Origin of the sequence: Streptomyces sp. RGM 3693, assembly GCF_050471125.1 — a bacterium.
In the GTDB taxonomy this organism is placed as follows: Bacteria; Actinomycetota; Actinomycetes; order Streptomycetales; family Streptomycetaceae; genus Streptomyces.
The window spans coordinates 1614545-1634598 of the sequence record NZ_JBMPPQ010000002.1; the positions used below are offsets into that span (position 1 = coordinate 1614545).

At 71.0% G+C, this 20054-nt stretch carries 17 protein-coding genes; 9 read left to right on the forward strand and 8 right to left on the reverse strand.

Going from position 1 to position 20054, the window contains the following annotated elements; genetic code table 11:
- Positions 1-290: 290 nt before the first annotated feature.
- Positions 291-578 carry a heavy-metal-associated domain-containing protein gene (locus ACO0M4_RS24600; protein ID WP_430373088.1) on the reverse strand — a complete coding sequence of 96 codons (288 nt, stop codon included), beginning with the start codon at positions 576-578 and terminating at the stop codon, positions 291-293.
- Between the two features lie 256 nt (positions 579-834).
- Between ACO0M4_RS24600 and ACO0M4_RS24605 the strand changes: the two genes are divergently transcribed.
- On the forward strand, positions 835-1485 hold the full coding sequence (locus ACO0M4_RS24605) for a DedA family protein (protein ID WP_430373089.1): 651 nt from the start codon (positions 835-837) through the stop codon (positions 1483-1485).
- 30 nt (positions 1486-1515) lie between these two features.
- Positions 1516-2103 carry a GNAT family N-acetyltransferase gene (locus tag ACO0M4_RS24610; RefSeq protein WP_430373090.1) on the forward strand — a complete coding sequence of 196 codons (588 nt, stop codon included), beginning with the start codon at positions 1516-1518 and terminating at the stop codon, positions 2101-2103.
- A 50-nt stretch (positions 2104-2153) separates the two neighbouring features.
- On the opposite strand, the gene ACO0M4_RS24615 is transcribed toward ACO0M4_RS24610, so the two are convergent.
- Together ACO0M4_RS24615 and ACO0M4_RS24620 are read right to left on the reverse strand one after the other, a co-directional pair.
- Positions 2154-3002 (reverse strand): TSUP family transporter, encoded by an 849-nt coding sequence (locus tag ACO0M4_RS24615; protein ID WP_430373922.1) that lies wholly within the window; start codon positions 3000-3002, stop codon positions 2154-2156.
- A 14-nt stretch (positions 3003-3016) separates the two neighbouring features.
- A complete protein-coding gene (locus ACO0M4_RS24620) occupies positions 3017-4051 on the reverse strand; it encodes a Gfo/Idh/MocA family protein (RefSeq protein WP_430373091.1) in 1035 nt (344 codons plus the stop codon).
- Between the two features lie 575 nt (positions 4052-4626).
- On the opposite strand from ACO0M4_RS24620, the gene ACO0M4_RS24625 reads away from it, so the two are divergent.
- A complete protein-coding gene (locus ACO0M4_RS24625) occupies positions 4627-5712 on the forward strand; it encodes a LacI family DNA-binding transcriptional regulator (protein ID WP_430373092.1) in 1086 nt (361 codons plus the stop codon).
- A gap of 146 nt (positions 5713-5858) precedes the next feature.
- Here ACO0M4_RS24625 and ACO0M4_RS24630 read toward each other — a convergent pair whose 3' ends face one another.
- From ACO0M4_RS24630 to ACO0M4_RS24650, 5 genes are all read right to left on the reverse strand, one after another.
- The gene (locus ACO0M4_RS24630; protein ID WP_430373093.1) at positions 5859-6053 is read right to left on the reverse strand and encodes a helix-turn-helix transcriptional regulator; all 195 of its coding nucleotides are present in this window, start codon (positions 6051-6053) and stop codon (positions 5859-5861) included.
- 388 nt (positions 6054-6441) lie between these two features.
- Positions 6442-6813, reverse strand: a complete 372-nt coding sequence (locus ACO0M4_RS24635; protein ID WP_430373094.1) for a peptidoglycan-binding domain-containing protein — start codon at positions 6811-6813, stop codon at positions 6442-6444.
- Positions 6814-7164: 351 nt separating this feature from the next.
- Entirely contained in the window at positions 7165-8700 is a 1536-nt protein-coding gene (locus ACO0M4_RS24640) for a sugar porter family MFS transporter (protein WP_430373095.1), read from the reverse strand.
- A 660-nt stretch (positions 8701-9360) separates the two neighbouring features.
- Complete coding sequence (locus tag ACO0M4_RS24645) at positions 9361-10407, reverse strand: Gfo/Idh/MocA family protein (RefSeq protein ID WP_430373924.1); 1047 nt, start codon at positions 10405-10407, stop codon at positions 9361-9363.
- Between the two features lie 169 nt (positions 10408-10576).
- A complete protein-coding gene (locus ACO0M4_RS24650; protein ID WP_430373096.1) occupies positions 10577-11497 on the reverse strand; it encodes a sugar phosphate isomerase/epimerase family protein in 921 nt (306 codons plus the stop codon).
- 424 nt (positions 11498-11921) lie between these two features.
- On the opposite strand from ACO0M4_RS24650, the gene iolC reads away from it, so the two are divergent.
- The 6 genes from iolC (at position 11922) to ACO0M4_RS24680 (ending at position 20026) form a co-directional block, all read left to right on the forward strand.
- A complete protein-coding gene (gene iolC / locus ACO0M4_RS24655) occupies positions 11922-12914 on the forward strand; it encodes a 5-dehydro-2-deoxygluconokinase (RefSeq protein WP_430373097.1) in 993 nt (330 codons plus the stop codon).
- Positions 12915-13022: 108 nt separating this feature from the next.
- Entirely contained in the window at positions 13023-13910 is an 888-nt protein-coding gene (locus ACO0M4_RS24660) for a Cgl0159 family (beta/alpha)8-fold protein (protein ID WP_430373098.1), read from the forward strand.
- A 129-nt stretch (positions 13911-14039) separates the two neighbouring features.
- Entirely contained in the window at positions 14040-15089 is a 1050-nt protein-coding gene (iolB, locus tag ACO0M4_RS24665) for a 5-deoxy-glucuronate isomerase (protein WP_430373099.1), read from the forward strand.
- Positions 15086-17164, forward strand: a complete 2079-nt coding sequence (gene iolD, locus ACO0M4_RS24670) for a 3D-(3,5/4)-trihydroxycyclohexane-1,2-dione acylhydrolase (decyclizing) (protein WP_430373100.1) — start codon at positions 15086-15088, stop codon at positions 17162-17164. The genes iolB and iolD overlap by 4 nt, the downstream gene beginning before the upstream one ends.
- A 36-nt stretch (positions 17165-17200) precedes the next feature.
- Positions 17201-18694, forward strand: a complete 1494-nt coding sequence (locus ACO0M4_RS24675) for a CoA-acylating methylmalonate-semialdehyde dehydrogenase (RefSeq protein WP_430373101.1) — start codon at positions 17201-17203, stop codon at positions 18692-18694.
- 204 nt (positions 18695-18898) lie between these two features.
- Positions 18899-20026, forward strand: a complete 1128-nt coding sequence (locus tag ACO0M4_RS24680) for a hypothetical protein (RefSeq protein WP_430373102.1) — start codon at positions 18899-18901, stop codon at positions 20024-20026.
- Positions 20027-20054 lie beyond the last annotated feature (28 nt).

Below are 20054 nucleotides of genomic sequence, written 5' to 3' on the forward strand. Positions count from 1 at the left end.
CGTTCCGAAGAGTGTGATCTGGGTCTCATGCCATATGGGGGCGAATCTGGTCAAGGGCTTCCATTTGCAGATCAGCGCCCCGAGGTATGGGTGTTGTGCGAGTTGTAATGGCCGTGTGAATTTTTGTGACCGTGCCCTGAGGTTGTGGCCGTTCGTCGCTGATCGTCCCGCTCTGCGGCGATTACCGTCAGTGCCCGGTTGGGGGGGCCGTTTCTCCGGTACGCGCGAGGCGCAGGACGTGCCCGCCGGCGGCGGGACGGCCTGCGCCTCGTGAGAGAGCGCGAGGTGGGTCAGACCTGACCCACGAGCTCGTACCCCGCCTCGTCGACCGCCGCGCGCACCGCGGCCTCGTCCAGCGGCGCCTGTGAGGTGACGGTCACCAGGCCGGTCGCCGCGGCCGCCTGCACCGAGCTCACCCCGGCGATCTCGCCGATCTCGGACGACACCGCGCCTTCGCAGTGACCGCAGGTCATGCCGGTGACCTTGTAGGTGGTGGTCACCGCGCCAACCTGGACGGCGGTGCCGCCGCCGGTGTGGCAGGAGCCTTCAGGGGTGCAGCAGGAGCCGTTCTCAGCCATGGGATTCTCCTCGTGGTGCCGTGTGTGCCGACATGCGCCGGTACGGGCGATGTGGCCGTTGCGCCCAGTGTGGTGCCCAAGTGGCGTGAGGGGGCGCGGTGGCGGCTGGTGTCGTCCTCCCGACTCTCGTCACTGTATACCCCCTAGGGGTATGGGTCCAGCCCTGGGATACCCCGGACCGCACGCGTTGCCACCCGCCCGCCACGCGTCAGTCTGGGGATACGGACTCGAGGCGCGGATCCGAGGAGGCGGCCGGATGGACGGCACGCTCGCCCTCTACGGCCTGCTGGCGCTGACCACCCTGCCGCCACTGGTCCCCAACTCCGCACTCCTGGCCTCCGCCGGCGTCCTCGCCTCCGAAGGGCGCGTCGCCCTCCCCCTCGCCCTGGTGATCGTCGCCGGCAGCGCCTTCCTCGGCGACCTGCTGATGTACCTCGCCGCCCGCCGGTTCGGCGGCCCCGCCCGCGCCTGGATGCTGCGCCGACCGCGCCGCCGGGCGGCCCTCGAATGGACCGCCCGGCGGATCCGCCGCTACGGCGTCCCCTTCCTGATCGCCGTACGGTTCCTGCCCAGCGGCCGGATCGTCGGCCCCCTGGCCTCCGGGGTGCTGCGCTACCCGCCGCGCAAGTACCTGATCGGCGCCGGCCTCGCCGAGTCCCTGTGGGCCGCCTACTCCATCGGCCTCGGCTACCTCGGCAGCGCCGCCGCCGGAAACCCCCTCTACGCCGCCGGCATCGGCATCGGCATCGGTGTCTCCGTCCTCGTCGCCGCCATCGGCACCGTCGTCCAGTGGGGCACCCGCCGCCGCGCCCTGCGCGCCCAGGTCGGCCACCAGCACCCCGGCGAACCCCCGTGCACCGACCGCGAAGAGGGTGATGACCAGGCGTCATCCACAGCAGCGGTGTGACTGTCAGTGGTCGTGCGTAACGTTGAGGACATGACGACGGAACGCACAACCGAAGCGCCGACAGTCGCCGCCGACGTGCGGATCGAGCCGTGGACGGCAGCCGACCTCGACCTGCTGCGCAAGGCCAACGCCCCTGAGATGACCCGACACTTGGGCGGCCCCGAGACCGAGGAACAACTCGCCCGCCGCCACCACAGATACCTCGCAGCCGAGGGACCCGGCCGGATGTACCGCATCCTGCTCCTGCCGCAGCGCGAGGCCGTGGGCACGATCGGCTTCTGGGAGACGGAGTGGCAGGGAACGGCGGTGTATGAGACCGGCTGGGGCGTGCTCCCCGGATTCCAGGGCCGCGGCATCGCGGCGACCGCGGTGCGGCAGGTCCTCACGGCGGCCGCCGCCGAAGGCCGGCACCGCATCATCCACGCCTTCCCCTCCGTGGCCAACGCCGCGTCGAACGCGGTATGCCGCAAAGCCGGCTTCACCCTCATAGGAGCGTGCGAGGTCGAATATCCCAAGGGCCACCTCATACGCGCCCATGAGTGGCGGACGACGCTGCCGGAGCCGACGACCGGCGACGCCGGCGCGGCCGGAGCCGGCCGGCCGGGGACGACGCAATGACGTGACGGACCACCGGCGGGAAGCCACCGCCGTCCCGCCCGTCCCTTGCCTCAGCGCAACAGCACGACGCTGGTGAGGACCGTGAAGACGAGCACCAACCGCTCGAAGACTCCCCGGTCGATGCGACGCACCAGCGCCCGCCCGGCATACGCACCGACGACCACGGCAACCACCAGCAACGCATCCAGTGCCAGCCCGTCCGCCGTGACCAGCCCCAACCCCACGCTGAACGGCACCTTCACGAGATTGACGAGCAAGAAGAACCACGCACCGGTCCCCAGGAACCCGAGCATCCCGAAGCCGGCCGAGAGGAGATAAAGCGACATCGCCGGCCCACCGGCGTTGGCCACCATGGTCGCGAACCCGGCGACCAGCCCGAAGAACGCCGTCCCCAACCGGTGCTGACGGACCAGCGGGAACGACCCCGCACCGTCCCCACGCCCACGCCCACTCCCACGCTCCCGGCCCCGCACCCGTTCCGGCGCCCGGGCCCGGGCCCTGACGCGGACCCGGACCCGTTGCCACACCTGGTGCACCGCGACCGTCAGTAGCAGCACACCGATCGTGCGCCGCATCACGCCGTCACCGGTCCGCGCGACGAACACCATCCCGAGCAACACCCCGGCCGCCACCGACGGCAGCAGCCGGCGCAGCACGGCCCGGTCGGCGTGCCCGCGGTAGGCGCGCACGGCCAGCACATCACCCACGAGCAGCAGCGGAAGGAGGACACCGGTGGATTCCCTGGCCGGCAGCACGGTCGCGAACAGCGCCACACTCAGCGTCCCCACCCCGCTGACGGCGGTCTTGGAGACCCCCACCAGCAGCGCGGCCAGCACCAGCACGGCGAACGGCACCACGCCCCACGCCGCCCCCGGACCGGCTGCCAACTGCTCGGCCATGAGACCGCCGCCGGTCATGCGCCGGGCGCCACCCTGCCGCCCGCGGTCGCCCGGACGTCCGCGACGAGTACCGGCTGACCGGTCCGTCGCGAGCGGTCGCACGCCTCCGCGACATACAGCGCCTCCAACGCCTCTGCGGCGGTGCAGGGGTTGGGCATACGGCCCGCGGCCACCTCGACGAAGACCCCCAACTCGGTCACGTACGCGTCATGGAACCGCTCCATGAACGTGGCGTACGGGGCGTCCGCCCGCCGCCAAGACAACTGCACCTCGGCCGACGGCATCGGTGCCCGGTCGTCCAGACCGACGAAGCGGGCGCCCGCGGAGCCACAGACCTCCAGCCGGACGTCGTGGCCCGCGCCGTTGTAGCGGGTCGCGGTGACCGTGGCCAGGGTGTCGTCGTCGAGGCGCAGCAGTGCGGCGCAGGTGTCGACGTCGTCGCCGTCGGCGAAGAAGTCCGCGCCGCGGTTGGCGCCCTGGGCGTAGACCGAGACCACCTCGCGGCCGGTCAGCCAGCGCATGATGTCGAAGTCGTGGATGCTGCAGTCCCGGAACAGCCCGCCGGAGGTGGGGATGAAGGCCGCAGGCGGCGGTGACTGGTCGCTGGTGCAGGCCCGCAAGGTGTGCAGCCAGCCCAGCTCTCCGGAGCGCAGTGCCTCACGCGCCGCCCGATACCCGGCGTCGAACCGCCGCTGGAAGCCGATCTGCACGGGCACGGTGCCGGCCTCGGCGCGCTCCACGACGGCACGGGTGCCCGGCACGTCCAGCGCCACCGGCTTCTCGCAGAACACCGGCACACCGGCGTCCAGGGCCTGATGGATCAATGCGGCGTGCGCACTGGTCGCGGCGGTGATCACCACGCCGTCCACGCCCTCCGCGTAGAGCGCCGTGATGCTGTCGGCGGCCCGTACGCCCAGGGCGTCGGCGAGCGCGGTGGCCCGCGCCGGGTCCGCGTCGGCGACCACGAGGCCGGTGACGCCGGGGACGTTCTGCAGGGTTGCGGCGTGGAACGCGCCAATGCGCCCGGTACCGATGAGACCGATCTTCATGGGGGTTCCTTTCGGGGGCGGAAGGGAGGTAGGACGGAAGGAGGGAGGGAGGTGGCGGGAGGAGGGTGGGGTGGGGGTGGGGGAGGGAGGGGGAGAGGGAAAGGCGACGGGGGTGGGCGCGGTGGGTGGTACGAGTTGCTGACGCGGCCCCAGCGGCATTTGGAACGGTCCAAACGCGGTGTCCTCGGCACCCTGCATGTCCGTATGTCCGGATGTCAAGCCTCGCGGGACAATCAACTCCCGTGCCGTGGCAGGAATCAGAAGCCGGGAGTCGGGAGCCGGGAGCCGGGAGCCGGGAGCCGGGGGCCGGGGGTTGGGAGTCGGAGGCCAGTGGTCGGGGAGTCAGGCGTCGGGAGTGACAAGTAACGAGAGGCGAGAGGCGAGAGGCGAGTGGCAAGAAGTGAGTGATGGGTGATGGGTGATGGGTGACGAGTGATGGGTGGTGAGCGATGAGGAATGTCCGGTGCGTGGGGTGGGTCGTGGTGGTGCCTGTTGGTGGGGAGGAGGTTGCGTCCGGCGGCGTCCGTATGTGCACGCATTGACGCCGACCTGCACCGATGGAAGGATTTCCACTCATGGAACGGTCCAACACCCCGCCGGGCGAGCCCCCCAAGGCGGCCCCCGGCCCTGACCGGCCTCCGACGATCCGTGGCGTCGCCGAACGTGCCGGCGTCTCCAAATCGCTGGTTTCGCTCGTCCTCCAGGGCTCGCCCCGGGTCAGCGACGCCAAGCGGCAGGCCGTCCTGGCCGCCATCGACGAGTTGGGTTACCGGCCCAACGCCGCGGCCCGCAGCCTCGTCGCCCGCCGCACGCACACCGTGGGCGTCCTGCTGAACGACATGCGCAACCCCTGGTTCGTGGACGTTCTCGACGGCCTCAACTCCCTGCTGCACGCGCACGGCCTACGGATGTTGATGGCCGACGGCCGTCTGGACCGGCGCGCCGGCCAGGAGTTCGCCCGTACCTTCCAGGAACTCCGGGTCGACGGCCTGGTCGTGGTCGGCACCCTCCCGGACACCGCGGGGCTCGCCGAGGTTGCCGAGCGGTTGCCGACCGTCATCGCCGGCAACCACGAACCCCGGCTGCCGCGGGCCGACATCGTCGCCAACGACGACGAACACGGCGCCCGCCTCGCCGCCGAGCACCTCATCGGCCTCGGACACCGCCGGATCGCCCACGTCGCCGGCCGAGGGCTGGTCGGTGAACTGCGCCGGCGCGGCTTCGAGGCCGCGATGCGCGACCACGGGTTGGCCGCATACACCGTGGTGGAGAGCGGTGACGGCACGGAGGAGGGTGGCTACCGCGCCGCCGTACGGTTGCTCAGTCCGGTCCGTGGTGGTCAGCGCCCCACCGCCGTCTTCGCGTTCAACGACCTCACCGCCATCGGCGCGCTGTCCGCCGCCGGGGAACTGGGCCTCGACGTGCCCGCCGACCTCTCCGTCGTCGGCTACGACAACACCTACCTCGCCCGCATCCGCCACCTCTGGCTGAGCTCGGTCAACAACGCCAGTCACGAGGTCGGCCGCCGCGCCGCCCGTTGCCTGCTGGACCGGATGGCGCACCCCGACGCACCCGCCGCCCACCAACTCGTCACCCCGGAACTGGAGACCAGAGGCTCCACGGCACCGCCTCGGGAGGGAGCCGGGGCGGCGGCGCCGTAGCGGAGGGGCGTGTCGGCGCGGTTCGCCGGACCGGTTCGCGGTCGACCGCCCGCAGCAGCGTCAGCACCGTCCCGTTCGGGCGCCCGAACAGGACGGGTGTCGAACGTCGGGGCCGGGCCCGTCCTCACCGGCTCAGACCCGTACGGTCACTGTCGCCCGCGGTGGCCCGGGCGTTGTGCCACCCAGGCTCTGACGGTGTCCGCGAACCAGTACGGTCTACCGCCCTCCACTAGATCGGGCTCCGGTAGCAAACCGTGCTTGCGGTAAGAGCGCACGGTGTCCGGCTGCACCTGGATGTGGGCGGCGATTTCCTTGTACGACCAGAGCCTTCGGTCAGTCATCTCTGCGCACCTCCTTGGCGCCGCACACAGGGTCGGCCCGGCGAGCCGGCAGGGGCAGCGTACGGCGGGGTGATTGCTCACCCTGTGCCCGGACAACGACGGTGAGTGATCGTCGGCGAGGGGCTGTTGAAAGGCTGTGACGGAAGACCCGCGCAATGGTGACAGCCGTAACAGAGGAGGGACGGATGTGCCGCGGCAAGCCAGGTGTATCGGTCGCGCCCCGCCGTCCCTCCCCTCGCACCCACAGCGGTGCGGCGGGCGACCCCGTCAGTGACCACCCGCCACACCGCCGTACGGATCATGCGCCGAGCACACGTCAGGATTCGGGAATCAGGGATCAGGCATTCCGGGATCAGGGATCAGGCATTCTGGGATTAGGGATTAGGGATTAGGAATACAGCGCTCGCCAGGTCTTCTTGTCGACCTTGCCATTGGCGGGAAGACGGTGTTTGGTCTGCAACTTCGTCACTCCGGTCCGTGTCTTCGCCCCGAAGGAACCGGTCACGTCCTTCCAGGTCAGATAGTGGCGGTTTGCCAGGAGGCACTGCACCTGTTTGACCCGGTCGCCGTGCTGACCGTAGATCGTGAGGGCGTTTCCGCCGTAGAACGCGCAGGCGGTCAGTGCGGCGGGTCGAGTGGAGTCGTCCCGCCCGGCCGTCGCTGCGGCCGACGCCGGGCCGGTGAGCAGCCCGGCGGTGACCAGTCCCGCGGCCGCCGCGAGGACGCCCGCGCGCCGGACGGCCCGGCCGGCACCCCGCACGGTCCCCGCTCCCGCTCCCGCTCCCGCCACTGCGGTCGTACCGGTTCCGGCTCCGGCTCCGGTTCCCGTTCCGGTTCCGGCCCGCGTTCCCGTTGTCGTTCCCGTTCCCGGGATTGCTTCGGTAGCCGTGGCGAAGCCCGTGTCGGTGGCTTGCCCGCCGAGTTCTTCGCCGAGCCTTCCCGTGGCCTTTTCGTTGGCTTTCACGAATTCCATTGCTTCCCCCCGTTGGATGCGTTGGATGTGAGCGCACCCGTTTGCGCGACGGGAAGCCGACGGACGGTTCCGGGAGTCGCGGGGATTGGCCGGTAGTGTCCGATGAACCGTCAGTTCCGAGCGATTCATCCCTGCGATTCATCCCTCCGTGGCAGCGCCCGGAGCGGACTCGTTCGCGGTCCTGCGGAGCTCCTGCTCCAGGTCCTCCAGCGCCAGCCCCTTCGTCTCCGGCGCGTACCGCTTGCAGAAGACCAGCGAGAGTACGCACATCACGGCGAAGAGCCAGAACGTGACGCCGGAGCCGACCGCGTCGAGCAGCAACGGGAAGACCAGCGCGATCCCGAAGTTGACCAGCCACATCACGAACACCGCCGCGCCCATGGCCAGCCCACGTACCTTCAGCGGGAACATCTCGGCGAGCAGCAGCCAGACACCGGTGTTGAGGGTCGCCTGCATGAAGCCCATATAGAGGACCATCAGGCCGAGCACCAGGTAGCTGACGCCGGTGGAGTGCGGCAGGTGGAACGCCGCGCCCAGCAGGGCCAGCGACACCGTCATCCCGGACAGTCCCCAGAGGAGCATGGGGCGCCGTCCCACCCGGTCGATCAGGGACATGCCGATCGCGGTGGCGATGACCGAGATGGCGCCGATCGCGATGGTGGCGGTGATCGCCGCACTGGTACCCAGACCGGTCGTCGCCAGGATCTTGGGAGCGAAGTAGATGACCGCGTTGACCCCGGTGATCTGCTGGACGATCGCCAGCCCGATACCGACCAGCAGCAGCCGTCGCACCCAGGGGAGTTGGAGTTCCTGCCATGCGCCGCGCTGCGCGTCGGTCTCCAGATGGCGGGCCTGCTGGATACGGGCGAGCTCGTCCGGGACGTCGTCGGCGGCCAGCGTACGGCGCAGCACCGCGGCAGCCTCGTCCTGCCGCCCCCGGCTGATGTACCAGCGCGGCGTATCGGGCAGGAAGAGGACGCCGAGGAACAGCGCCACCGCGGGCAGCGCGGCCAGCCCCAGCATCCAGCGCCACGCCTCCCAGTGGGCCAGCACGGCGTTGACGAGATACGCCAGCAACTGACCGCTGACGATCATCAGGGAGTTGAACGAGACCAGCCGGCCACGGATGTGCGAGGGCGCGATCTCGGAGAGGTAGAGCGGGGTGATGACGGAGGCGCTGCCCACGGCGAGGCCCAGCACGAAGCGCGCGACGGTCATGAACGGCACGGTCGGCGCCAGCGCGACCGCCACCGCCCCGCCGATGAACACCGCGCCCGCCCACAACAGCGAGTTGCGCCGCCCCAGCGTGTCGGCCATCCGCCCGCCGGCCAGCGAGCCGAAGGCCGCGCCGATCAGCAGCGCGCTGGTGATGACGCCCTCACTGAGGGAGGTGAGGCCGAAGTGCCGCTCCATGAAGGGGAGCGCGCCCGAGACCACCCCGGTGTCGTAGCCGAACAGGGCACCGCCGAGCGCCGCGATGGCGGCGATGGCGATGATGAAGCGCTTGGCGGTCAGGGTCGGGGACGGGGTCTTGGGGCGGCCGTTGGTCAGCCCCTGCCCCTGCCCTTGTCCTTGTCCCTGGTCGTGGCTCTGGTCGCGGTCGTGGTCATGGCTGTCGCCGTGGTCAGGGTTGCGCTCGCCGGGGGACGCGGACCGACTGGTCGGAGCTCCCATCGTCAACTCCCGTTCGCCGTGGCGCCATGCGTCGGCACCCTGAGGGCCCCGCTCACCGGCTCACCTATCCGGTCGGACGACGAGAGGGGTGTCCGGAGGGACGAGACGGCTGCCAGGGGGGATGCCAGGGGGGCTGCCAGGGTGGGCGTCGGAAACGGTGGCAAGAACGGCGACTCGGGAGCCATTCCCGAAAACGCTGGCCCGTAGGGCATGCGGGGACCGTGCGGGGTACACATGGTGCGGCCTTTCGGTGGCTTGCTTGCTCATGGGGTTGGGTCGATAGCGCAAAGATTCAAAGGCTCGATGACTCAAAGGCTGAATTGCTGAATGGCTCAGTGACTCAAAGGCTCAACGGCTCATTGGCTTGATGGCTCGGTAAAGCGATGGCGGGGGCTGGGCAGCGCGATGGCCGTTGAAGGGGGGGCGGCGGCAGGTCGAAGGGCATGGCGAGGCGAGGCGAGATGAGGAGGCAAGCGGACCGGCCCGTGAGCAAGGGAAACGGCCACGCCCCAAGGCCGGTCGGACAACGCACTCCAGTCGCAAGGAATGCTCAACTACGGCTCTTCACCGCTCCATCGGTGCGCCAATTCACCAACTCACCAACTCACCAACTCGCCAACTCGCTAATTCGTCAATTCGTCAATTCGCCGAATCGCCAACTCACCGATAAAGATCCGGCCGCTCGATCAACTCGACCACGACCCGATCCCCGGTTGCCTGTGCCAGGACGCCCGCCTCGCATACCGCGGCCGCCGCGTAGCCGTCCCAGCAGCTGGGGCCCTCGACCTCGCCGCGTCGGGTGGCGTCCACCCAGCGCTGTACCTGCCGGTCGTACGCGTCCTCGAAACGTTCCACGAAGCCGGGGGTGATGGTGCCGCCCCACCGGCCCGCGGTGTTGACGAACACCCCGTGGTCGTCGCCGATCCGGGCGGTACCGCCCTCGCAGACCGCCTCGCAGCTGACCTGGTAACCGAAGCCGCAGTTGACGAAGAGTTCGGTGTCCACGACCTGGCCGCCCGCCGTCTCGAACAGGATCAGCTGCGGGTCGCTCAGCCCCTCCGGCGCGTTGTCGGTGGGTGCCGGTCGGAGGACCCGTACGGCCGTGATCTCCTCGCCGAGCAGCCAGCGCGTCACGTCGATCTCGTGCACCACCGAGTCGTTGATCATCATCGCGTTGGTGAAGCCGGGTGGGGTGTCGGCGTTGCGGTGCTTGTTGTGCAGCATCAATGGGCGGCCGTAAGTCCCCTCGTCCAGCAGGGACTTGAGGGAGCGGTAGCCGGCGTCGTAGCGGCGCATGAACCCCACCTGGACGCGGCGGTGGCCCAGCTTCTGCTCGGCTTCCAGGATCCGCAGCGCGGAGGCGGCGTCCGGGGTCAGCGGCTTCTCGCACAACACCGGCAGGTCGCGGGCGAAGGCGTCGAGCAGCGCCGCCTCATGGGCCGGGCCCGGTGAGGCGATCAGTACGGCGTCCACTCCGGGGTCGTCCATGGCGGCGGCCGGATCGGTGTAGGCGGTGGCGCCCTCGATGCCCTTGGCGAACCGCTCCGCCCGGTCGGCGTCGATGTCGGCCACTGCCGCCACCCTGGCCCCACTGATCACGTCATTGATGCGCCGCACATGGTCGGCCCCCATGCGCCCGGTCCCGATGACCGCAACGCCCAACGTCCCTCGCGTCTGCTTAGATCCCGCCACGCCCGTCTCGCTCATCTCCCCCACCTCACCCGTCTCGCCGATCTTGCCCATCTCATCCATCTCGCTCATGTCGTCCCTCGTCTCGCCCATGTCGTCTCTCGTCTCGCTCATGTCGTCCCTCAAGTCCTTCGTCGTGCTGGCGCATGCCGTCCCTGGCACACGTCGCCCGCACACCGAGAATCACTCACGCCCCACAGGACCGCAGGAAGCGGCGCGTCCGCTGGGCGATCGGGAACGGCTGGTCGGGCGGGCACGGGTACATGTCCTGCTCGACGATGGCGAAGAGGTCGACGTTCAGTTCCTGGGCGGCTTCCAGGACGGGCGGCAGGGCCGGGACGCCCAGCGGCGGCTCGCACATCACGCCCTGTTGGACGGCCGGGCCGAACGGGGTGCCCTTGGCGACGACGTCGCTGAGGATGTCCGGGTCCACCTGCTTGAGGTGGAGGTACCCGATCCGCTCGCCGTAGGTGCGGATCAGCTTGACGCTGTCGCCGCCGCAGTAGGCGTAGTGGCCGGTGTCCAGGCAGAGGTTGACCAGGTCGGAGTCGGTGACGTCGAGGAAGCGCTCGACATGCTCCTCGGTGTCGATGTGGGTGTCGGCGTGCGGGTGGACGACGATGTCCAGCCCGAACTCGTCGCGGACCCGCTTGCCCAGGCGCTCCATGCCGGTGGTCAGGTGCTTCCACTGCTCGACGGTCAGCTCGGGCGGCTCGATGATCTCGGCGGTCTTGTCGTCCCGCCAGAAGGAGGGGATGACGACGAGGTGCTGGGCGCCCATCGCCTGGGTGAGGGTGGCGACCTCGGTGACGTGCGCCCAGGTCTTGTCCCAGACGGACGGGCCGTGGTGCATCGAGGTGAAGATGGTGCCGGCCGAGACCTTGAGGCCGCGGCGGGCGGTCTCCTCGCGCAGGGCGGCGGGGTCGGTGGGCAGGTAGCCGTACGGGCCGAGTTCGATCCACTCGTAGCCGGCTTCGGCGACCTCGTCCAGGAAGCGCTGCCAGGGGACTTGCTGTGCGTCGTCGGGGAACCAGACGCCCCAGGAGTCCGGGGCGGAACCGATGCGGAGGCGGTCCAGAACGGGCGAGGCGGCACGGGGTACGGACATGCTGCGGCTCTCCTCTCGCCGGTCGGCGGTGACCGGGAGGCGCTGGGGTGGGTTGTGGGGCACAGCCTCTCTGCCGCCCTGGGGAGTGTCAAGACTTCGTCCTGACATAAGGACTTAATGACTTGGGGGGGGAGGGATGGGAGGGTGAGGAGGGGCGGGGGTGAGGGGGGAGGGGTGGAGGAGGGGTGGAAGGGGGCGGTATCGGGCGGGATTGGTGGCCGAGGTGGAATGATTGACGTCATAATGTAAGGACAAACTGTTGACAGGGTTTGGGTGGGCCCGTTAGACCTTTGGTCAGAGCTGGAGCCGGCGGGGAGAGCCGGTTCCGATCGACTGACCCGCCGTGCCGGCCTCCCCTCAAGCTTTCGACCTCGCTTGAGCCGGGGAGTCCCACCGTCGCGCCGGGCGACCCGAAGGGGCGTCTATGACCGAGCCGTACGACCTGATCACCATGGGGCGCATCGGGGTGGACATCTACCCGTTGCAGACCGGGGTGTCGCTCGCCCAGGTGGAGACGTTCGGGAAGTTCCTCGGTGGGTCCGCCGCCAATGTGGCGGTGGCGGCCGCCCGGCTGGGGCGCCGCACCGCCGTCATCACCCGCACCGGGCGGGACCCGTTCGGGGAGTACCTCCACCAGGCGCTGCGCGACTTCGGTGTCGATGACCGTTGGGTGACCCCGGTGGCGGGCCTTCCCACACCGGTGACGTTCTGCGAGATCTTCCCGCCGGACGACTTCCCGCTCTACTTCTACCGCCGCCCCAAGGCTCCCGACCTGGTCATTCGCCCCGAGGAACTGGACCTGGAGGCCATCTCCGCGGCCGGGATCTTCTGGGTCACCGGCACCGGGCTGTGTGAGGAGCCGAGCCGCGGCGCCACGTTGGCCGCACTGGAGGTCCGTGACCGTAAGGGCACCACGGTCTTCGACCTGGACTGGCGGCCGATGTTCTGGGGCGGGGAGGGCGGCGCCTCCGGGGACGGCGGGGCGACCGGTGCGGCCGCGATGGCCTCCGCGCGGCCGTACTACGAGGCCGCGCTGAAGCATGCGACGGTCGCGGTCGGCAACGTCGACGAGGCCGAGGTGGCCACCGGCCTGCGGGACCCGAAAGCCTGCGCCGAGGCGCTGCTCGACATGGGCGTGGAGCTGGCCGTCATCAAACAGGGGCCGAAGGGCGTGCTCGCCGTCCACCGGGACGGGCGTTCCGCCGAGGTGCCGCCCACCCCCGTCGAGGTGGTCAACGGGCTCGGCGCCGGGGACGCGTTCGGCGGGTCGTTGTGCCACGGGCTGTTGGCCGGCCGGGAGTTGGCGCCGATGATGCGTTACGCCAATGCCGCCGGGGCGATCGTCGCCTCCCGGCTGGCGTGTTCGTCCGCGATGCCGACGGCCGATGAGGTCGAGGAGTTCCTCGCGGGACGGTGAACGGACTCCTCGTGGCCCCGCCCCACCCCGCCTCCGGCCCAGCCCGCCCCAAGCCCGCTCCCGCCCCAAGCCCGCCCCACTCGTGCCCTCAAGAAGGTGAGTTGAGCCTTGACTCCTCGGATCAGTGACCTCCCGGCGCTACGGGCCCGGCATCCCGAAGCCGTCGCGGAGGCCGCCGCCCGCCGCGCCCGTCGCCCGTTGCTCGGCGACAGTGGCCGGCTGATGATCGTCGCCGCCGACCATCCGGCCCGCGGCGCGCTCGCCGTCGGAGACCGCCAACTGGCCATGGCCAACCGGCTGGACCTGCTCGAACGACTGGTCCTGGCACTGTCCCGGCCCGGTGTCGACGGGGTGCTGGCCACCGCCGACATCCTGGAGGACCTGCTGCTGCTCGGTGCCCTCGAAGGCAAGGTCGTCATGGGCTCCATGAACCGCGGCGGGATCGCGGGTGCCGCCTTCGAGATGGACGACCGGTTCACCGGCCACCGCCCCCAGGACATCGCCCGGCTCCGCTTCGACGCGGGCAAGCTGCTGCTGCGCATCGATTACGACGACCCCGGTTCGCTGACCACGTTGGAAGCCACCGCCCGCGCCATCGACGCGATGGCGGAACGCGGACTCCCCACGTTCGTCGAACCGTTCCTCTCCCGGCGGATAGACGGCGCGGTCCGCAACGACCTCAGCCCGGAAGCCGTCATCCGTTCCGTCGCCATCGCCTCCGGCCTCGGCGGTACGTCCGCCTACACCTGGTTGAAGCTCCCGGTCACCGACGACCCCGACGCGATGGCCCGGGTCTGCGAGACCTCCACCCTGCCCGTCGTCCTCCTCGGCGGCGACGTGGGCGGGACGGTGCGGGAGCAGGAAGCCGCCTACGAGAAGTGGCGCAAGGCGCTCCGGCTGCCGACCGTGCACGGCCTCGTCGTCGGCCGCTCGCTCCTCTATCCGGCGGATGGCGATGTGGCGGCCGCGGTCGATACCGCCGTGGGGCTGCTCTAGGGCCCCTCCGGCGGGTCAGGGCGGGACCGGCCCTGTGTGCCGGGGGATGCCGTCGGGGCGAGCGGTCCGATCCCGGCGCCACGCCGCCGGAGAACTTCACTGTCAGTGGCGAGTAGGAGACTTGCAGTCATGAGCGCCGAGTTCGCAGATACCCACACCTCCCGCGGGCACGACACACCGCACGACGGGATCGACGAGTCCGCCACCGAGTCCGCTACCGAGCCCGCCACCGTCAGCCCCGTGTCCACCCCCACTCCTGCCTCCACCCCCACCCCCACCCCTGCCTCTTCCTTCCACCTCACGGCGGGCCGTGCCGCCGACGGTCCGTACGCCCTCGACGTTTCGCCGGAGAAGGCCGGCTGGGGCTACTCCTCCCTGCGGATCCTCGACCTGCCGCCGGGCGGCGACCACTCCTTCGCGACCGGCGACAGCGAATGGATCGTGCTGCCGCTCTCCGGTGGCTGCACGGTCCGGACCGACGGCCCCGGAGGCGGGACGTTCGAACTGACCGGCCGGGAGAGCGTGTTCAGCGGAGTGACGGACTTCGCGTACGTGCCGCGGGACGCGCAGGTCCGGATCGCCAGTCCGGGCGGCGGGCGGTTCGCGCTCACCGGGGCGCGCTGCGAGCGCCGGCTGCCCGCCCGTTACGGTGCCGCGTCCGACGTGCCCGTGGAGTTGCGCGGCACCGGCACCTGCTCGCGGCAGGTCAACAACTTCGGTGCGGCCGGCGTGTTCGACTGCGACCGGCTGATCGCGGTGGAAGTGCTCACCCCCGGTGGCAACTGGTCGTCGTATCCGCCGCACAAGCACGACGAGTGCCGTCCCGGGGAGGAGTCCGAGCTCGAAGAGATCTACTACTTCGAGATCGCCGCCGCCCACGGGACGGCGGGGCTGGGCTATCAGCGGGTGACGCCCTCCGGGCACGGACGCGGTACGGACGTCCTCGCCGAGGTCCGTACGGGGGACGCGGTGCTGATCCCGGACGGGTGGCACGGCCCGTCCATCGCCGCCCCCGGGCACGACATGTACTACCTCAACGTCATGGCGGGGCCGGGCGCGCAGCGCCAGTGGCTGATCTGCGACCACCCCGACCACGGCTGGATCCGCACGACCTGGCCGCAGCAGCCGGTCGATCCCCGACTCCCTCTGTACGAAGCACCGGCAGGAGATCCGCGATGACCGCGCCGACCAACGATCCGACGACCAACGACTCGGCGACCAACGACCCGACGAGCGACTCCCCGGCGACCAACGACCCGGCGAGCAAAGCCCCGACGAGCGACGCGACGGACGCCGCCACGCGTGTCCCCGCGCACGCCCCCACGGGCGACGCGACGGACGCCGCGGCCGGCACCCGCCGGCTGACCGTGGCGCAGGCCCTGGTGGAGTTCCTCGCCCACCAGTACACCGAGCGGGACGGCCGCCGACACCGCCTGATCACCGCCTGCTGGGGCATCTTCGGGCACGGCAACGTCGCCGGTATCGGACAGGCGCTGCTGGAGTCCGGCGGCGCGGCGTCCCGCGGCGCGGCCGACGGGCCGCCGAAGCTCCCGTACTTCCAGGGGCGCAACGAACAGGCCATGGTGCACGCCGCGGTGGGCTACGCCCGCCAGTGCGACCGGCTCTCCGCGCAGGCCGTGACCACCTCCATCGGGCCGGGTGCCACCAACCTCGTCACGGGCGCCGCGCTCGCCACCGTGAACCGCCTCCCCGTGCTGCTGCTGCCCGGCGACGTGTTCGCCACCCGGCCCGCCGATCCGGTCCTCCAGCAGCTCGAAGTGCCGTCCGCGGGCGATGTGTCGGTCAATGACGCGCTGCGCCCCGTCTCCCGCTATTTCGACCGGGTCACCCGGCCCGAGGCGCTGATTCCGGCCGCCCTCCAGGCGATGCGGGTGCTCGCCGACCCGGTCGACACCGGCGCCGTCACCCTGGCGCTGCCACAGGACGTGCAGGCCGAGGCGTACGACTGGCCGGTGGAGTTCTTCGCCGACCGGGTGTGGCGGGTGCCCCGGCCCGCGCCCGACGCCGATGCCCTGGCGGACGCGGTGCGGGCCGTCCGGGCGGCCGGCCGGCCGCTGATCGTCGCGGGCGGCGGCGTCCACCACAGTGAGGCTGAGGAGGCCCTGCGGACCTTCGTCGAGGCCACCGGCATCCCGGTCGCCGCCACCCAGGCGGGCAAGGGGGCGCTGCGCTACGACCACCCGGCGGACGTCGGCGGCATCGGCCACACCGGCACCGCCACCGCCGACGGGCTGGCCCGGCGGGCCGACCTGGTGATCGGCGTCGGCACCCGCTACACCGACTTCACCACCGCCTCCGCCACCCTCTTCGCCGAGCCCGGCGTCCGCTTCGTCAACCTCAACATCGCCGCGTTCGACTCCCACAAGCTCGGTGCCCTCGCCCTGGTCGCCGACGCCCGCGCCGGACTCGACGCGCTCCGCGAGGCCCTCACCGGCCACCGCGTGGACGCCGCCTACGAGGCGGAGTACGCCGCGGCGAAGGCGGACTGGGAGCGGCGGGTGGACGCCGCGTACGAGGCCGCCGACCCCTCCGCGCAGCCGTCGCAGACCCAGGTCCTTGGGGCGCTGGACGCGCTCGTCGACGGATCCGACATCGTCCTCAATGCCGCCGGTTCCCTCCCTGGTGACCTGCACAAACTCTGGCGCGCCCGGTCCCGTCGGCAGTACCACCTCGAATACGGCTACTCCTGCATGGGCTATGAGATCCCGGCCGCGATCGGGGTCCGGATGGCTGCTCCCGATCGCCCGGTGTGGGCGCTCGTCGGTGACGGTACATACCTGATGAACCCCACAGAAATCGTCACCGCGGTCCAGGAGGGCATCAACATCACTCTCGTCCTCATCCAGAACCACGGCTATGCCTCCATCGGCGGCCTCTCCCAGGAGACCGGCGGCGAGCGCTTCGGCACCGACTACCGCTTCCGCGCCGCGGACGGCACGTACACCGGCGAGCCGCTGCCCGTCGATCTCGCCGCCAACGCCGCCTCACTGGGCATGCGGGTGCTGCGCGCCAGGACCGTCGCCGAGCTGCGCACCGCGCTCGCCGAGGCGCGTGACGCAAAAGCGCCCACATGTGTCTACGTGGAGACCAAAACGACTGACACTGTGCCGGGCGCGCCGCCGGCCCAAGCCTGGTGGGATGTACCCGTTGCCGAGACCGCGACGCGTCCGGCGGCGGTCGCCGCCCGCAAGGCGTACGACGAGCACGCCGCCGCACGCCGCCGCCACCTCTGACATCCGCTCTGCCGCACTGTACGAAAGGCCCCTCGCATGAAGACCATCAACCACTGGATCGGCGGGAAGCCCGTCGAGGGCGTCTCCGGCAACTTCGGGCCGGTCTACAACCCGGCCACCGGCGCCCAGGAGAAGCAGGTCGCCTTCGCCTCCGTCGAGGAGGTCGACGCCGCGGTCCGCGCCGCCAAGGACGCGTACCGCAGCTGGGGCACCAGCTCGCTGGCCAAGCGCACCTCGGTGCTCTTCACGTACCGCGCGCTGGTGGACGCGCACCGCGACGAGCTGGCCCGGCTGATCACCGCCGAGCACGGCAAGGTGCACTCCGACGCGCTCGGCGAGGTCGCCCGCGGCCTGGAGATCATCGAGCTGGCCTGCGGCATCCCGGAGAAGCTCAAGGGCGAGCTGTCCACCCAGGTGTCGACGCGGGTGGACGTGGCCTCGATCCGCCAGTCGCTGGGCGTGGTCGCCGGCATCACGCCGTTCAACTTCCCCGCGATGGTCCCGATGTGGATGTTCCCGATCGCCATCGCCTGCGGCAACACCTTCATCCTGAAGCCGAGCGAGAAGGTGCCCAGCGCCGCGTTCAAGCTCGCCGAGCTGGCCGCCGAGGCGGGCCTGCCCGACGGCGTGCTGAACATCGTCAACGGCGACAAGGTGGCCGTCGACGCGCTCCTCACGCACCCGGACGTCGCCGCCGTCTCCTTCGTGGGCTCCACCCCCATCGCCCGGTACATCCACACCACCGGCACCGCCAACGGCAAGCGCGTCCAGGCGCTGGGCGGCGCCAAGAACCACATGCTGGTCCTCCCGGACGCCGACCTCGACCTGGCCGCCGACTCCGCGATCAACGCCGCGTACGGCTCGGCCGGTGAGCGCTGCATGGCGATCTCCGTGGTCGTCGCCGTCGGCGACACCGCCGACCCGCTGATCGGCAAGATCAAGGAGCGCGCCGACAAGCTGCGCATCGGCCCCGGCGACGACCCGGCCTCCGAGATGGGTCCGCTGATCACCAAGGCCCACCGCGACAAGGTCGCCTCGTACGTCACCGGTGCCGCCGCCCAGGGTGCCGACGTCGTCATCGACGGCACCGGCTACACCGTCGAGGGCCACGAGGACGGCCACTGGATCGGCGTCTCGCTGCTCGACAACGTCACGCCGGAGATGGACGCCTACCGCGACGAGATCTTCGGCCCGGTGCTCTCGGTCGTCCGCGTGGAGACCTACGAGCAGGCCATCGAGCTGATGAACTCCTCGCCGTGGGGCAACGGCACCGCGATCTTCACCCGGGACGGCGGCGCGGCCCGCCGCTTCCAGCTGGAGGTCGAGGCCGGCATGGTCGGCGTGAACGTGCCGATCCCGGTCCCGGTGGGCTACCACTCCTTCGGCGGTTGGAAGGACTCGCTCTTCGGCGACCACCACATCTACGGCAACGACGGCGTGCACTTCTACACCCGCGGCAAGGTCGTCACCACCCGCTGGCCTGACCCGGCCGACGGCGGCATCAACCTGGGCTTCCCGAGCAACCACTGAGCGACGCCCAGGATCCCGGCCGGCGGGGCGCCCCCCTCACGGGCGCTTCCGCCCGGACTCCCTGCCGGACCCCCGCCGGCAGGGAGTCCGCATACCCGCGGCAATGGGCCGCCGCCCGGGGGAGACCTCGCGGTCGGGCGTTGCTACGGTGCTCCTCGCGCCGCCGGAGGCTGGCGGCGCTGCACCGATACAACGGGGGATGAGATGGCACAAGGCATGGCGCTGGCCAAGGGCGCGCGGATCACCGCGGGCATACTCTGCCTGCTGTTCTTCTTCTGGACGGCGTACTGGTTCGTCGTCGACCTCGGCGCGTTCGGCATCGTCGGCGTCTGGGACAGCTGGACCGGCAGCCGCCCGCCGGGCACCAACGCGGTCACCGACCCCGTCCAGCTGGGCTTCTGCCTGCTCCAACTGACCGCCGCGATCGCCGCGTTCGCCGGCCGTCGCTCGGCCGGCGGGCTGCTGGCCGTCGCCACCACCGTCACCTTCGCCACCGCCCTCCAGGCCCTGATCAGCGTCGGCAACCACACCAGCGACGACCGTTGGTTCCGCAACGCCGAGACCGGCACCGCCACCTTCGACGGGGTCTTCCTCAGCAGCCTGCCGCTGTTCCTGCTGACCCTGGTCGCCGGCATCGTGCTGCTGGCCGGGATGCGGTCCTGGCCGCGCCCGGCCCCCAGCGGGCCGCCCGCCCGCCCGGCCAAGGCCGCCGGCGTGATCGGCGGACTGACGCTCGGCGCCATGGCGTTGGGCTACGTCGTCTACCAGCTCTACATGCTGGTGCAGTACGGCACGGAATCCTTCCCCATGCTCTACCTCGGCAAGGGCACGCTGACCTCGCTGCTGGCGCTCGCCCCCGGCTGGTACGCGGTGGTGTTCCTGCTGCTGACCGCCATCGCCGGGATCAACTGCCTGGCCCGCGGGTGCGCGGCCCGCGGGCTCGCCCTCGGCCTGGCCGTCGCACTGCTGCCGAACGCCGTGCTGACGGTCGTCTCGTTCCTCAACTCCGGCACGTTCTTGGACATGAGCAAGGAGATGCCGGGCCTGAGCGTCATCATCTACGCCCAGTTGGCGCTCGACCTGTTCGGCTCGTTGGCGCTGGGCGCCCTGATGGTCCGCGGCGAGCCGATCGCGCCCGCCTGGCAGCCGCCGTCCCCGGCACTGGCCTTCGCCGCACCCGGCTTCGTACCGGGTCCCGCGGGCCCGCCGCCGGCCGGCTGGCAGCAGCCCGGCCCGCCGCCGATGCCCCCGGTCGGCGGCCCGCCCATGCCGCCCGGCGTTCCGCAGCCGCCGCACCCCCCGCAGGGCGGTTTCGGCCCGCCGCAGTACTGACCGCGGCGACACCGGCGCCGTCCGGGCC

Excerpts from the sequence above, each read along its gene's own strand:
- ACO0M4_RS24650 (WP_430373096.1), bottom strand. The coding sequence starts at position 11,497 with ATGTCCGTACCCCGTGCCGCCTCGCCCGTTCTGGACCGCCTCCGCATC.
- ACO0M4_RS24625 (WP_430373092.1), top strand. The coding sequence starts at position 4,627 with ATGGAACGGTCCAACACCCCGCCGGGCGAGCCCCCCAAGGCGGCCCCC.
- ACO0M4_RS24610 (WP_430373090.1), top strand. The coding sequence starts at position 1,516 with ATGACGACGGAACGCACAACCGAAGCGCCGACAGTCGCCGCCGACGTG.
- ACO0M4_RS24615 (WP_430373922.1), bottom strand. The coding sequence starts at position 3,002 with ATGGCCGAGCAGTTGGCAGCCGGTCCGGGGGCGGCGTGGGGCGTGGTG.
- ACO0M4_RS24640 (WP_430373095.1), bottom strand. The coding sequence starts at position 8,700 with ATGGGAGCTCCGACCAGTCGGTCCGCGTCCCCCGGCGAGCGCAACCCT.
- iolD (WP_430373100.1), top strand. The coding sequence starts at position 15,086 with ATGACCGCGCCGACCAACGATCCGACGACCAACGACTCGGCGACCAAC.
- iolB (WP_430373099.1), top strand. The coding sequence starts at position 14,040 with ATGAGCGCCGAGTTCGCAGATACCCACACCTCCCGCGGGCACGACACA.
- ACO0M4_RS24620 (WP_430373091.1), bottom strand. The coding sequence starts at position 4,051 with ATGAAGATCGGTCTCATCGGTACCGGGCGCATTGGCGCGTTCCACGCC.
- iolC (WP_430373097.1), top strand. The coding sequence starts at position 11,922 with ATGACCGAGCCGTACGACCTGATCACCATGGGGCGCATCGGGGTGGAC.
- ACO0M4_RS24605 (WP_430373089.1), top strand. The coding sequence starts at position 835 with ATGGACGGCACGCTCGCCCTCTACGGCCTGCTGGCGCTGACCACCCTG.
- ACO0M4_RS24630 (WP_430373093.1), bottom strand. The coding sequence starts at position 6,053 with ATGACTGACCGAAGGCTCTGGTCGTACAAGGAAATCGCCGCCCACATC.
- ACO0M4_RS24645 (WP_430373924.1), bottom strand. The coding sequence starts at position 10,407 with ATGAGCGAGACGGGCGTGGCGGGATCTAAGCAGACGCGAGGGACGTTG.
- ACO0M4_RS24675 (WP_430373101.1), top strand. The coding sequence starts at position 17,201 with ATGAAGACCATCAACCACTGGATCGGCGGGAAGCCCGTCGAGGGCGTC.
- ACO0M4_RS24680 (WP_430373102.1), top strand. The coding sequence starts at position 18,899 with ATGGCACAAGGCATGGCGCTGGCCAAGGGCGCGCGGATCACCGCGGGC.
- ACO0M4_RS24600 (WP_430373088.1), bottom strand. The coding sequence starts at position 578 with ATGGCTGAGAACGGCTCCTGCTGCACCCCTGAAGGCTCCTGCCACACC.